The organism is Lacinutrix sp. MEBiC02595 (genome assembly GCF_053601555.1).
The window spans coordinates 1-14,262 of record NZ_JBSHNU010000180.1 but is presented as its reverse complement, the minus strand read 5'-3'; the positions used below and the strand labels follow the sequence as shown (position 1 = coordinate 14,262).

Sequence of the window (14,262 nt, the reverse complement as noted above, 5' to 3'; positions counted from 1 at the left end):
AATTGAAGTTAAAACTGTAACATCATTTGAAACATGAAATAGAAGTTAAAGCACTTCCAAAGATGTAAATTCACAAAGTAGTTATTGCGGCGCTAAATCTGTAATAAGAATTTTATCATAACATACGGCATACTATTTAAGCAACAATGCCTACTCCTTCCCTCTCGCAGCAAAAATATTCATATACATAAAAGTGCCCATTTTTCGCGCTCTTCTTTTTGCATTATCTGCAATTTCACCTTCAAACAACTCATCTAGAGTTTGATACCATAAATTTAGCCATATGCCAAAGTGTAAATTATCAATAGTATGATTAAATTTTTTATCCACTTTAACATGTGCCTCTAAAGGATTGCCATGGTATTTTTTTTCTAGTTTTTTGGTCATAAAAAGACTGGTTTCCCAAAAACTAGTTAAATGGTCTAGATGTGCTTCCCAATCTTTAATTGTATCATTAAAAAATGGCCCAAGCTTTTCGTCTACTTTTACTTTTTCATAAAAATTGGAAACTAATAAAAAGATATCTTCTCGAGTATTTATATCGGATTTATTCATGTATTCGAAATTAAGTCTTTATTTTTAAACAAAGGAATTAAATATTCTTAATTAGTAATTGATTATTCTTATTATTTTAGCAAAATGATTAACATAGTATTACTTGGCGCAGGAAATGTAGCAACACATTTATATAAGGCTTTTACAAACGCGGAGAAAGTAACTGTAAAGCAATGGTATAATAGAAATTTAAGAACTATTGAAAAGTATAAAACCAAAGTTGCAATTACCGATAATTTAGAGGATTTAGTAGAAGCAGATATTTATATTTTAGCGGTAAGCGATGATGCCGTTGCCGATTTATCTTCACAACTTCCATTTGAAAATAGATTAGTGGTGCATACTTCTGGTAGTGTAAGCTTGTATGCTATTGACAAAAAAAACAAACGAGGTGTTTTCTATCCGTTGCAAACGTTTAGCAAAGCGGCAAATGTAGATTTTTCGGATGTTCCTTTATGTCTAGAAGCGCTTAAAAACAAAGAAGACCTTCCAATATTAAAAAAATTGGCAAAAGCTATTGGTAGTCAGCCGCATAAAGTAAATAGTGATCAACGTGCTGCTTTGCATTTGGCTGCTGTTTTTGTGAATAATTTCACCAATCAGATTTATAGATTAGCGCATGAAATCACAGAATCTCAAGGTGCAGAGTTTGAAATTCTAAAACCATTAATTAAAGAAACTGCTAGGAAACTAGATGAAGTTTCTCCTTTTCTAGCGCAAACTGGTCCTGCAAAACGCAATGACAAAAAGACGATAAAAAAACATTTAAAAGCGCTAACCGATAAACACCACAAAGAAGTTTACCAACTACTTACTAAATCGATACAAAAAACACATAATCCTGCTGTAAAATCAACAGAAAAATCTATTAAAAATTAAATACGATGGAAGACAAAAGCTATAAAGAATACCTCAATCAAATTACTACATTTATTTTTGATGTAGATGGTGTTTTAACAGATGGAACAGTAACTATTACCACTTCTGGTGAGATGCTAAGACGCATGAATATTAAAGATGGTTACGCTTTAAAAACCGCGGTAGATAAAGGATATCATGTATGCATTATTTCTGGCGGAAGTAATGAAGGTGTTAGAAAACGTCTAGAGAATTTAGGCCTGACAGATATTTACCTTGGCGCGCATAATAAAACGGAGCAACTTAACGATTACCTAGAAAAGCACGATTTAAAATTAGAAAACGCTTTATATATGGGTGACGATATACCAGATTTTCCAGTTATGAAATTGGTTGGATTACCTTGTTGTCCGCAGGATGCTGTTCCAGAGATTAAAAGTATTTCTAAATATATTTCACATAAAAATGGTGGAAAAGGTGCTGTTCGTGATGTTATTGAGCAAGTACTTAAAGTACAAGGAAAATGGAATGGAAGTTTTGATGCCAAGTATGATTAGTGTTTAGTAAAAAAAACATTCGTGTATTAGTGACAACATTATTAATTATTCCTTATTAACTTTTCATTAAATGCTTAGCATTCTAAACCTTATTCGCTGGAAAAACCTTTTACTGATCCTTTTAGTACAGTTACTCATTAAATATGCGCTTTTCGAGCCTTTTGGAGTTACCATTACATTACACGGTTTAGGTATTTCTATATTAATTTTAGCAACGCTTTGTTTGGCTGCAGCCGGAAATATAATCAATGATATTTATGATGTGGAAACCGATTTAGTAAACAAACCGAATCGCGTAATTGTTGGTACATCTATTTCAGAAAAAACAGCATACAATCTATTCTTTGCACTTAATATTATAGGTGTTGGTCTTGGCTTTTACTTATCACATATGGTTGGTAAAAGTCCGTTTTTTACGTTGTTCGTGATTATCTCAGCACTGCTTTATATGTATGCTTCTTATTTAAAACGACTCCCTTTTATTGGTAATATTGTGATTTCTATTTTAGTCGCTTTAAGCCTAATTATTGTTGGTATATTCGATTTACTTCCTGCCATAACAGCTTCTAATAAAGATGCACAAGTCACGTTTTTCAAGATTATTTTAGACTACGCTTTTTTCGCTTTTATTATAAACCTCATTCGTGAAATGGTAAAAGACATGGAAGATATTGATGGTGACTATAAAGCACAGATGAATACTTTACCAATTGCCATTGGAAGAGATCGTACAAATAAAATCATTTTTGTTCTTTCGTTAATTCCAATACTTGCCGTTGTTTATTACGTCACTACCTTTTTATATAAACAAGAACTCGCGGTAGCCTATTTTTTATTACTAATTATAGCACCTCTTATTTATAGTAGTATCAAAATATTTTCTGCTAAAGCAAAGAAAGACTACACCCATATAAGTATTATTTTAAAGTTTGTTATGCTTTTCGGAATGCTTTCTATGCTACTTTATCCTTTAATTCTAAAATAATGCTGAAAGAAAAACTAAAAAAATACAACCTAATTCTTGCATCTGCTTCGCCTAGACGACAACAATTTTTTAAAGATTTAGATCTAGACTTCCAAATACAATTAAAACCTGTTATTGAAGAATATCCAGAGAAGCTTCGCCATTTTGAAATCACAGATTATTTAGCGCAATTAAAATCCCTTCCTTTTAAAGAAGGTTTACAAGAAAAAGATATTTTAGTAACTAGTGATACCATTGTTTGGCACAACAAAAAAGCATTAGGAAAACCAAGAGATAAAGACGAAGCATTTCAAATATTAAAATCTTTAAGCAATGCAACCCACGAAGTAATTACATCGGTTTGCTTTACGACTAAAACTTCTGAAAAAACAGTAAGTAATGTCACCAAAGTAACTTTTAAAAAGTTGTCTGATGAAGAAATTAATTACTACCTAGATAACTTTAAACCGTACGATAAAGCAGGCGCTTACGGCATTCAAGACTGGATTGGCTACATCGGAATTACAAAAATTGAAGGTTCTCATTATAATGTAATGGGCCTACCACTTCATTTGGTTTATCAAACACTTCTTGAAATGGTAAACTAATCACAAGTTGTTTCTTTTAGAACAAAATCTGAATTATCTTTGCCTTTCAATAAGGATTACCACTTTCGTGGAAATAAAATATAAATTTTAATGAAAGATTTTTTTGCTACTTATAACGACCAACTAATAAATTCTTTAATTGTTATAGGCTTATTACTAGTCTTATCGTTTATTTTAAAAATTTCTATTCGTAAAATCGGAAGAAAATCAGAAATAAACAAAGCTAGAATTCAATTAATAAATAGATACACTTCGGTAACCTTATTTTTTATTGGATTACTTATAGAATCTTTTATTTTTGGTGCACAAGTAGAAGATCTCGCTTTAGTATTCTCTTCTGTTTTTGCTGTAATAGGAATCGCCCTTTTTGCAATTTGGTCTATATTAAGTAATATTACTTCTGGAGTAATTATGTTTTTCTCTTTTCCGTATAAAGTTGGAGATAAAATTCAAATTCACGATAAAGATTTCCCAATAGAAGCTATTATAGAAGACATTAGAGCTTTTCAATTACATCTAAGACAAGATAATGGTGATTTAGTAACCTATCCCAATAACCTCATCTTACAAAAAGCGGTAACACTAATTCAAAAAGATGCTATTGAAGATTTTGAACATGGCTCTGACCTAATCTAAATATTAAGTTAAATAAAGACTAAAACCATTCTACACGCTAGTATCTTTTTTATATTTGGTTACTAAACTAACTAAAATGATGCGCAAGCTACTACTCTATTTTTTTATTTCTCTATTTACCGTTACAAGCTCACAAGCACAACAACCTAAAAAACCAAACGCTTCCCAGATTTTCGAATCTATAAAAAAACTTAATTTTTTAGGATCTGTTTTATACGTTGCTGCACATCCAGATGACGAAAATACACGTTTAATCTCGTACATGGCAAATCATGTAAAAGCACGCACTGCTTACTTATCGCTGACTCGAGGTGATGGCGGACAAAACTTAATTGGTCCAGAAATTAGAGAACTTCTTGGTGTAATAAGAACCCAAGAATTACTTACGGCACGAAATATAGATGGAGGCGAACAACGGTTTACAAGAGCTAACGATTTTGGGTATTCCAAACATCCAGACGAAACATTGGCTATTTGGAACAAAGAAGAAGTTTTAAGTGATGTTGTTTTGGCTATTAGACAATTTAAACCAGACATTATTATTAATCGATTTGACCACAGAAGTCCAGGGTCTACACATGGTCATCATACCAGTTCTGCAATGTTGAGCTTGGAGGCATTCGATATTACAAACGACAAATCAAAGTACCCAAGCCAACTAAATAACGCTAGCGTTTGGCAGGCACAACGTGTATTTTTTAATACCTCTTGGTGGTTTTATGGAAGTCAGGAAAAATTTGATAAAGCCGATAAAAGCAAACTTTTAAACTTTGATATTGGTGCATATTATGCGTCTAGCGGATTGAGTAATACTGAAATTGCTTCCTTAAGTAGAAGTCAGCATAAATCACAAGGATTTGGTAACACAGGAACTCGTGGTAGCCAAATGGAATATATCGAATTGATTAAAGGGGAAATGCCTTCGGATAAATCCAATATTTTTGAAGGAATTGATACCACATGGAATCGTATTACTGGCGGAAATGCTATAGGAAACATTTTATACCAAGTAGAAAAAGATTTCGATTTTACAAACCCTTCCGCTTCCATTCCAGAATTACTAAAAGCATATACATTAATTGAAAAATTAGAAGATACCCATTGGAAGCAAATTAAATCCGAAGAAATAAAAAACCTCATCTACAATTGCGCAGGATTATACTTAGAAGCAGTAGCTGAAAACAATCACGCAACAGCAAATGAAACGGTAAATTTAAACTTGGAGCTTATTAATAGAGCTTCTGAAAACGTACAATTAAAAGGGATACAAATTAATGAGGACGCTGTTGTTTCCGAAGAAAAAATATTAGCAAAAAACGAAAATTTAGCACTTAAAAAATCCTTTACAGTAAAAGCAAACCAAGAAGTAACCACGCCATATTGGTTAACAAAAAAAGGAACGCTTGGTATGTATCAAGTGGATGATAAAAGCCTCATTGGAAAGCCCGAAACACCACGTTATTTTAATGTGTCTTTTAATTTAAATATTAATAATGTTCCTATTAGTTTCACAAAGCCAATAATCTACAAAACCAACGATCCTGTAAAAGGTGAAGTGTATAAACCTTTTGAAATCACTCCAGAAGCTTCCGCTAAAATCGCAGAAAAAGTAATCATTTTTGAAAATGATTCACAAAAAGAAATCCCGGTAGTTGTTCGCGCAGGAAGAGATAATTTAGAAGGATTTGTAGAAATTGCTCATCCTAAAGATTGGAGTGTTTTTCCAGAGAAACAAAAATTTTCAATAACGTATAAAGGACAAGAGCAGACTTTAATTTTTACTATTATTCCTCCAAAAAATCAAAGTGAAGGATTAATAACGCCGATGGTTCACGTTGGTGAAAAGACATACACCAAAGAGCTTATTGAAATGGACTATGACCACATTCCGTTTCAAACGGTTCTATTACCAAGTGAAAGTAAAATCGTTCGTTTAGACATTCAAAAAAGAGGTGAAAACATTGCATATATTGAAGGTGCTGGAGATGTGGTTCCAGAAAGTTTACAACAAATTGGTTATAACGTTATTACTATAAAACCAGACGATATAAACGCAGAAACTTTAAGCAAATTTGATGCTGTTGTTGTGGGTATTAGAGCATACAATACGGTAGAAACCTTAAAATTTAAACAACAAGCTTTATTTGATTTTGTAGCTAATGGTGGAAACATGATTGTGCAATACAACACGAACCATAGATTAAAAACCGAAGCACTTGCTCCGTATTCTTTAGAACTTTCTAGAGATCGTGTAACCGACGAAAATGCGAAAGTAACTTTGTTAAAACCCGATCATGAGTTACTTAATTTTCCGAATAAAATAACAGAACAAGATTTTGAAGGCTGGACACAAGAACGTGGTTTATATTTCCCAAATAAATGGTCTAAGGAGTTCACTCCTATTCTATCGATGCATGATAAAGGAGAATCTGCAAAAAAAGGAAGTTTGCTAGTTGCTAAACACGGAAAAGGATATTATATATACACCGGACTGAGTTTCTTTAGAGAATTTCCTGCTGGCGTTTCTGGAGCATATCGCCTATTTGCAAATATGTTGAGTATTGGTAAAGAGAATATGAATACCGAAAACGCAATAAAGCACTAAATTTCCATATGAGCTTGTCGTAAACTTTGAACAAGTGCGACCTAGAATAACTTCGTTTCAAACCATCTTTAAAACTAACTGTAATGAACCAACCAAAATACAAATGGAGTAACATGTACACACTAGTACTTGTAGCCAACGCAATCTATATCCTTGTTTTTTACTTTATAACCAAAGCACTATAAATTATGCAAACATTAGATTGGATTGTACTTATTAGTACTTTATTACTTATTGTTGGTTATGGAACATGGCAAACGCGTGGCAGTAAAAACGTTCAAGATTTTTTAAAAGGCGGAAACTCTTCTAAATGGTGGACCATTGGTTTATCGGTAATGGCAACGCAAGCAAGTGCTATTACTTTTCTTTCTACTCCCGGACAAGCATTTAATGACGGAATGGGTTTTGTGCAATTCTATTTTGGATTACCAATAGCCATGGTTGTGATTTGCATGGTTTTTATTCCGTTATATCACAAGCTCAAAGTCTATACTGCTTATGAATTTTTAGAAACTAGATTCGATTTAAAAACAAGAACGCTAACGGCTATTCTATTTTTAATACAACGTGGTCTGGCAGCAGGAATTACCATTTTCGCTCCGGCAATTATATTATCTGCGGTACTTGGTTGGAATTTATTATTACTAAACATCATTATTGGAGTTCTAGTAATTATTTATACTGTTTCTGGTGGTACACGTGCTGTAAACGTAACACAAAAACATCAAATGGTTGTGATTTTCACAGGAATGGTGATCGCTTTTGTTTTAATCATTAATAAACTACCTGCAGATATTACTTTTTCTAAAGCTTTAGATATTGCTGGAGCTAGCGGAAAAATGGAGGTTTTAGACTTCTCTTTCAATTTAAATAATCGCTATACATTTTGGTCTGGAATTATTGGTGGAACCTTTTTAATGCTTTCCTATTTTGGTACCGACCAAAGTCAGGTGCAACGTTATCTTTCTGGTAAATCGCTAAGAGAAATGCAATTAGGATTGATTTTTAACGGTCTATTAAAAGTACCTATGCAATTCTTTATTTTACTAGTTGGTGTGATGGTATTTGTGTTTTATCAATTCAATCCTGCGCCAATGAATTTTAATCCGACAGCAACGGAGGTCGTTTTAAATTCGGAATATGCAGAAGCATACAAAGGACTTCAGCTAGAACAAGAAAAAATATTTAACGACAAGCAAATCTTAATAAATAAATATACTGCGGAAGAAAGCGAACAGCTAAAAAACTACATCCACCTAGCAAATCAAGCAAGTGATGATATTAGAAACGAAGCAAAACTTTTAATTGATAAAGCTGGTGAAGCACAACAAGTAAAAGTGGAAAGCAACGATAAAGATTATGTGTTTATTCACTTTATTTTAAACAACTTACCAAGAGGATTGATTGGTTTATTATTGGCGGTTATTTTAAGTGCTGCAATGTCTAGTACTTCTAGTGAATTGAATGCTTTAGCAAGTACTACTACTATCGATTTGTACAAGCGTAATACGAGTGAGAAGACAGACGAAGAAATGGTTAAAACCTCCAGATTATTTACATTAGCTTGGGGAATTATAGCCATTGGCGTGGCTTGCGTAGCCAATCTTGCCGAAAATTTAATTCAATTAGTGAATATCATAGGTTCTATTTTCTATGGCAATGTTTTGGGGATTTTCCTTCTGGCATTTTTCTTTAAAACGGTAAAAGCAAATGCTGTTTTTGTGGCTGCATTAATTACACAAGTACTTGTAATTAGCTTATTTCTTTTAAATGAATACGAATTTATAAACCTTCCGTTTTTATGGTTAAACTTTGTCGGTTGTATGCTAGTGATGGCTATCGCTTTGCTTATTTCGTTTAAAGATTTAAGAAATAATAGCAGATTAGCTTTATCTCTAATTGCCGTTGCTTTATGCAGTTTTGGCTATGTTGTAATGCTTTAATAGAAGTTTTAGAGGAAACTAATTATTCATTTATAGATATCCCTTGTGTAGTAAAAGATAAACCTTGTTGCCCATAGGTTGTAATCATTACGGCTTCAAAAAAAGGAGCCTGAGCGTTTTTTGGTGTTAACCAATCAAAAACAAAATTGGCTCCAGTCCCGCCAGATTTATCTTTTTCCGCTATAACAATCTCTATAGTTTGCATGGGTTTTATAAAAATTGGTTTTTCAAAATACGTTTTTGTTAAGTCCCCTTTAGTATCAAAATAATTGGCGTTTTTCACAAAAATAGTATCCCTTTTATTAATATTTCTAATACTTACTGTTGCTGTTAAATCATGTGTTTTATGTTCTGTAGTACTATATACTTGCGAGTAAACAGATAAATAGGTAGATCCTGCTTTTAGGGAATCGTTTAATTTTTTTTCCCATTTTATAGATTGCCAATTCGTAGATGGTAAAGCATCATATTTTGCTTTCTCATCACATCCAAAAACCGATAAAACAACCAAAGTTACTAGTAATACATTTTTCATATTTAATAATTTTTAAACCATTTGACCTATATCTATATCTCCTGTAAATCTATGGTAAGTATATGTAATCGCAATCCTCTTTACATCCTAATAATTTAAGAGAAATAATAAAGCATCACAAATTTAACTTACTATTTTAATAAATATAGTTTTATAATAGAAAAAATGATTTCTTAACAAAATGTTAATTTAAGGCACAATATTTGTGAGGCTTCGACTACTAAAACCTAAACTATGAGACAACTACTACTTTTTTTTACTGGTTTATTAATTACTACTTTTTCCTTTTCTCAAAATAACACACCTAAAGAACCGCTTTACGATGTTATTAATAATGGTTATTTTAACACCTATAACCTAGAGAGTTTTTATTTACACACCAACAAAAGCATATATTTCTCTCAAGAGGAAATATTTTTTAAAGCCTATGTGGTACATGAAGAAGACAACAAACCATCTCTAGAAACCTCTAATCTTCATATTAACTTATACGACTCTGATAATAAACTGGTTTTAAGCGAATTGTTTTATACCGATAACGGCACATCTTATGGATCTATTCCAATTCCGACAGACATAAAAACAGGAAATTACACCATTCAACTAAACACACAATGGAATACAAACTTTAAGGAAGGCGCTCTTTTTCCTATTCAAATTTATAATATAGAGGATACCACAACTTCTATAGAAACAATAGAAAACAATGAAATACTTAGCACGGAAAACAATCTAAAAGAAGTATTACTTATTGAAAATAAGATAGGGTACGTACTACAAAAAACCGAACCTAAAAACAAGGATATGGTTACGTTTCAGCTAAAAACCAACAGCACTACTGTCGTAGCAGAAAAAGACAAATTTATCTATGCTGTTTTGCATAAAAAAGGATCTGCAAAATCTGTTGCTCCAATAAAGTTAATACAAGGAATTAATACCTACACGCTAAATTTTAATACCATTGATTTATTTAAAGGCACAAATACGATTACTGTTTTTAACCAACAAAATAAAATTTTAGCACAAAGAAATTATTACAATAAACCACAAAAGGAAATAGATATTACCTCTAGTGTATTAACGGAAACCAGCGACTCTATACGTTTAAATATTAAACTATTAAACATCCTGAAAGAAACTAATATTAGTATTTCCGTTTTACATGAACAAACGAAAGCGGTAGATAGTAATGCTACCATTACTAAAACATTACTAGCAAATACGGATGATGTTTTAGCAACAAGCAGCTCTTACGATGCTTTTCCGTATAGAAACAGAACAAATACAATACCAATTCTAGCGAATGAAAATGGTTTACAAATTACTGGAACCGTTAATACTAAAATAAAGAACACCAAAGACTATAGCGTTATGCTGACCTCTCATGCAAACAATTTATTAGTAACGAGCCCTATTAGTTCTGATAAAAAATTTGAATTCCATAATTTACTACTAAAACATCCTTCCGATTACAAGCTTTCTTTAGTAAACAAGAAAGGAGAAATCGCAAAAGGAGAATTCTATATTTATAAAGACTTTATTGGCTACAAAGCAGATCGTATTTTAAAAAATAATACGGTCAAAAAAATCACCGTTAAAAATACTACGGAAGAAAAAGTCAAAGAAGATAAAAACGATATAGTTAATTACTTCCCTGTAAATAAAGAAATAGAAGAATTGGAAGAGGTTTTTCTAAAGGATGTGATATCTATAGAAAGAAAAAGAATTAAAGAAATAAAGAAAGAGAATCCGTATTTAGGAATTAGCTCTGGGTTTTCAGACGAGTACATGATTGATTTAGATAAAGACAGTAATGCAAGTCTTACTGATTATTTAATGAAAATTCCAGGAATACGAGTAGTTTATGATTTTGGGGTTATTAGAATATATAAAGACAGGAAAACTACTTTAAATAAGGGTGCTAACGCATCCCTTATGTCTGTATTTGTAGACGGCATGCCTTTTAGTCAAGAAGATGGATTAGATATTGCACACCTAAATGTAACCGATTTTGAATTAATAACTATAAATATTTCTGGAGCAGGTTATGGTATGCAAGGATCCAATGGCGTTATAAACTTAATAACCAGAGGTAATTTGAATTATAAAAAAAACCAAACCACTTTTACAAAAGACTACGAAACAGAGATAGGCTTTAACATAGAAAAAAGCACGCTAGAAGATAGTAAATTATACTTTCCAAATTTGCAATCCAACTATTATTTTAAAGCTATAGACTGGATCCCGAACTACACTTTAAAACCGAATAGTTCTAATATTTTGAAAATAAAAAAACCTAAAAATGAAAATATAAAACTAATCATCAACGGGTTTAATACAGATGGTGATTTAATCTATAAAGTAATAGAATTATAAACACATAGAATGGTGAAAAATTATTTATCAATACTAATTATTTTTATATAGATGAAATAAATATCTTTAGCGCTAAACGTATAAAAACATGAAATATTCTACTGCTTTACTATTGGTATTATTCTTTATTTTTAATATCAGTTTAGCGCAAAACGATAGTGCCTTTGCACCCAATTCACTTGTTTCTCAAAACAGCACAAGCAAAGACCCGATCTCTAATATTATTAATAATGGTTATTTTAACACCTATAATTTAGAGAGTTTTTATTTACACACCAACAAAAGCATTTATTTCTCTCAAGAGGAAATATTTTTCAAAGCCTATGTGGTTCACGAAGAAAACAACAAACCATCTCTAGAAACTTCTAATCTTCATATTAACTTATACGACTCTGACAATAAATTGGTTTTAAGCGAATTGTTTTATACCGATAACGGAACTTCTTATGGATCTATTCCAATTCCGAAAGACCTAAAAACAGGGAATTACACCATTCAATTAAACACGCAATGGAATAAAAACTTTAAGGAAGGTGCTCTTTTTCCTATTCAAATTTACAATATAGAGGATACTACAACTTCTATAGAAACAATAGAAGACAATGAAATAGCTAACCTGAAAAACAATACAAAAGAAGCATTCGTTGCAGAAAATAAAATAGGATACATACTACAAAAAAAAGAGCCTAGAAATAAAGAGATTGTTACGTTTCAACTAAAAACCAATAGTAATACTGTAGCAGCGGAAAAAGAAAAATTCGTCTATGCCGTCTTACACAAAAAAGGATCCGCAAAATCTGTTGCTCCAATAAAGTTAATACAAGGAATTAATACCTACACGCTAAATTTTAATACCATTGATTTATTTAAAGGCACAAATACGATTACTGTTTTTAACCAACAAAATAACATTTTAGCACAGTGTAATTATTACCATAAACCGGAAAAGGAAATAGATATCACTTCTAGTATATTAAAAGAAACCAGCGATTCCATAAGCTTAGATCTTAAATTATTAAACATCCTGAAAGAAACTAATATTAGTATTTCGGTTTTACATGAACAAACAAAAGCTATAGATAAAGAGGCTACCATTACTAAAACACTATTGGCTAATACGGATGATGTTTTAGCAACAAGTAGTTCTTACGATGCTTTTCCATATAAAAACAGAACAAACATAACACCTATTCTTGAAAATGAAAATGGTTTACAAATTACTGGAACCGTTAATACTAAAATACAGAATACCAAGAATTATAGCGTTATGCTCACCTCCCACGCAAACAATTTATTAATAACTAGCCCTATTAGTTCCGATAAAAAATTTGAATTCAAAAATTTACTAATAAAATACCCTTCCGATTACAAGCTTTCTTTAGTAAACAAGAAAGGAGAAATCGCAAAAGGGGAATTCTATATTTATAAAGATTTTGTTGCGTATAAAGCAGATAGTATTTTAAAAAATAATACCGTCAAAAAAATCACCGTTAAAAATACTACGGAAGAAAAAGCAAAAGAAGAGAATAACAATAGTGAAATAGTGAATCTCTTTCCGGTAAACAAAGAAATAGAAGAACTGGAAGAAGTCTTTTTAAAAGATATAGTTAACAAAGAACAACAACGATTAAAAGAAATTAAAAAAGAAAATCCGTATTTAGGAATTAGCGCAGGGTTTTCTCAAGATCATTTAATTGATTTGGAGAAAGATGGCGTAAAAAGTCTGATAGAATATCTTGAAGCTCTGCCAGGAATTCGCACACAAAAATTAGATAACGGGACCTACACAATACTCAAAACAAGACCTACAAGTATCACATCCACAGCGCTCATGTTATTTTTTATTGATGGTGCTCCGATGAATCAAACCGATGGTTTAGATATCGCTGAATATAGCGTTACCGATTTTGAACTAATTACCGTTAATATGTCTGGAGCTGGTTATGGTCTGCAAGGATCTGGAGGTGCTATAAACTTAATAACTAGAAAAGGTTTTAGTCGCAAAAGAAACAAAACGATTTTTGCTAAAGACTATGAAACACAAGTCGGTTTTAACATGAAAAAGAGTACGCTTGCGGATAGCAAACTGTACTTTCAAGATTTACAATCCACCTATTATTTTAAAGCTATAGATTGGGTTCCTAATTTTACTGTAAAACCTAATCGTTCTAATATTTTAAAAATCAAAAAATCTAAATACGAAAAGATAAAACTAATCATCAATGGGTTTAATGCTGATGGTGATTTAATCTATAAAGTAATAGAATTAGTAAAGAGGAATTAATCGCCACTAGTTTTAGGAATACTTATTTTAGGAATACTTAATAAAAAATTTACTACTTTTAACACTAAACTCCTACAAATATGCAATACGCGAACAAATTACTTTTAGTACTATTTTTTGTTTTTAATATAAGTTTAGCACAAAATGATAAAAGCGCTGCAACAAATACATTTGTTAAAGAAAACAACTTTTTACACAAAGAGTATTTAGAAAAATTTTCGCTGCATACTAATAAGTCTGTATATTTTTCAGGAGAAGACATTTGGTTTAAAACCTATGTAGCTTATGATATCACGGAAACACCAAGTTATAGAACCACAAATTTGCACATAAACATCTAT

General features: G+C 31.5%; 12 protein-coding genes. 10 read left to right on the top strand and 2 right to left on the bottom strand.

All coding sequences use genetic code 11. The features are described 5' to 3' along the window. Positions 1-150 precede the first annotated feature (150 nt). A complete protein-coding gene (locus ACVCZW_RS03785) occupies positions 151-555 on the bottom strand; it encodes a group III truncated hemoglobin (protein WP_452231684.1) in 405 nt (134 codons plus the stop codon). Positions 556-639: 84 nt separating this feature from the next. Here ACVCZW_RS03785 and ACVCZW_RS03780 point away from each other — a divergent pair, with 84 nt between their 5' ends. The 7 genes from ACVCZW_RS03780 (at position 640) to ACVCZW_RS03750 (ending at position 8,726) form a co-directional block, all read left to right on the top strand. Then, positions 640-1,434, top strand: a complete 795-nt coding sequence (locus tag ACVCZW_RS03780; protein WP_452229187.1) for a Rossmann-like and DUF2520 domain-containing protein — start codon at positions 640-642, stop codon at positions 1,432-1,434. 5 nt (positions 1,435-1,439) lie between these two features. Next, a complete protein-coding gene (locus ACVCZW_RS03775; RefSeq protein WP_452229188.1) occupies positions 1,440-1,970 on the top strand; it encodes a KdsC family phosphatase in 531 nt (176 codons plus the stop codon). 70 nt (positions 1,971-2,040) lie between these two features. After that, positions 2,041-2,955 (top strand): geranylgeranylglycerol-phosphate geranylgeranyltransferase, encoded by a 915-nt coding sequence (locus ACVCZW_RS03770; RefSeq protein WP_452231683.1) that lies wholly within the window; start codon positions 2,041-2,043, stop codon positions 2,953-2,955. Beyond that, entirely contained in the window at positions 2,955-3,542 is a 588-nt protein-coding gene (locus ACVCZW_RS03765; protein ID WP_452229190.1) for a Maf-like protein, read from the top strand. Before ACVCZW_RS03770 ends, ACVCZW_RS03765 begins: the two co-directional genes overlap by 1 nt. 90 nt (positions 3,543-3,632) lie before the next feature. Then, positions 3,633-4,178 (top strand): mechanosensitive ion channel domain-containing protein, encoded by a 546-nt coding sequence (locus tag ACVCZW_RS03760; RefSeq protein WP_452229191.1) that lies wholly within the window; start codon positions 3,633-3,635, stop codon positions 4,176-4,178. 79 nt (positions 4,179-4,257) lie between these two features. Continuing rightward, positions 4,258-6,783: a PIG-L family deacetylase gene (locus ACVCZW_RS03755; protein WP_452231761.1), complete on the top strand. Its 2,526-nt coding sequence runs from the start codon at positions 4,258-4,260 to the stop codon at positions 6,781-6,783. Between the two features lie 188 nt (positions 6,784-6,971). Next, positions 6,972-8,726: a sodium:solute symporter gene (locus ACVCZW_RS03750; RefSeq protein WP_452229192.1), complete on the top strand. Its 1,755-nt coding sequence runs from the start codon at positions 6,972-6,974 to the stop codon at positions 8,724-8,726. A 22-nt stretch (positions 8,727-8,748) separates the two neighbouring features. Here the strand turns inward: ACVCZW_RS03750 and ACVCZW_RS03745 are convergent, their stop codons facing one another. Continuing rightward, positions 8,749-9,261, bottom strand: coding sequence for a DUF3124 domain-containing protein (locus tag ACVCZW_RS03745; RefSeq protein WP_452229193.1), 513 nt, complete (start codon positions 9,259-9,261; stop codon positions 8,749-8,751). Positions 9,262-9,495: 234 nt separating this feature from the next. On the opposite strand from ACVCZW_RS03745, the gene ACVCZW_RS03740 reads away from it, so the two are divergent. The 3 genes from ACVCZW_RS03740 to ACVCZW_RS03730 form a co-directional block, all read left to right on the top strand. Next, positions 9,496-11,637 (top strand): hypothetical protein, encoded by a 2,142-nt coding sequence (locus ACVCZW_RS03740; RefSeq protein WP_452231682.1) that lies wholly within the window; start codon positions 9,496-9,498, stop codon positions 11,635-11,637. An 88-nt stretch (positions 11,638-11,725) separates the two neighbouring features. Continuing rightward, complete coding sequence (locus ACVCZW_RS03735) at positions 11,726-13,921, top strand: hypothetical protein (protein ID WP_452231681.1); 2,196 nt, start codon at positions 11,726-11,728, stop codon at positions 13,919-13,921. A gap of 80 nt (positions 13,922-14,001) precedes the next feature. Then, positions 14,002-14,262: hypothetical protein (locus ACVCZW_RS03730; RefSeq protein WP_452231680.1), on the top strand; the 261-nt coding region annotated here is incomplete at its 3' end.

Bases quoted from the DNA above. Each gene is read 5' to 3' on its own strand.
- ACVCZW_RS03765 (WP_452229190.1), top strand. From the start codon at position 2,955: ATGCTGAAAGAAAAACTAAAAAAATACAACCTAATTCTTGCATCTGCT.
- ACVCZW_RS03740 (WP_452231682.1), top strand. From the start codon at position 9,496: ATGAGACAACTACTACTTTTTTTTACTGGTTTATTAATTACTACTTTT.
- ACVCZW_RS03745 (WP_452229193.1), bottom strand. From the start codon at position 9,261: ATGAAAAATGTATTACTAGTAACTTTGGTTGTTTTATCGGTTTTTGGA.
- ACVCZW_RS03760 (WP_452229191.1), top strand. From the start codon at position 3,633: ATGAAAGATTTTTTTGCTACTTATAACGACCAACTAATAAATTCTTTA.
- ACVCZW_RS03735 (WP_452231681.1), top strand. From the start codon at position 11,726: ATGAAATATTCTACTGCTTTACTATTGGTATTATTCTTTATTTTTAAT.
- ACVCZW_RS03770 (WP_452231683.1), top strand. From the start codon at position 2,041: ATGCTTAGCATTCTAAACCTTATTCGCTGGAAAAACCTTTTACTGATC.
- ACVCZW_RS03755 (WP_452231761.1), top strand. From the start codon at position 4,258: ATGCGCAAGCTACTACTCTATTTTTTTATTTCTCTATTTACCGTTACA.
- ACVCZW_RS03785 (WP_452231684.1), bottom strand. From the start codon at position 555: ATGAATAAATCCGATATAAATACTCGAGAAGATATCTTTTTATTAGTT.
- ACVCZW_RS03775 (WP_452229188.1), top strand. From the start codon at position 1,440: ATGGAAGACAAAAGCTATAAAGAATACCTCAATCAAATTACTACATTT.
- ACVCZW_RS03750 (WP_452229192.1), top strand. From the start codon at position 6,972: ATGCAAACATTAGATTGGATTGTACTTATTAGTACTTTATTACTTATT.
- ACVCZW_RS03780 (WP_452229187.1), top strand. From the start codon at position 640: ATGATTAACATAGTATTACTTGGCGCAGGAAATGTAGCAACACATTTA.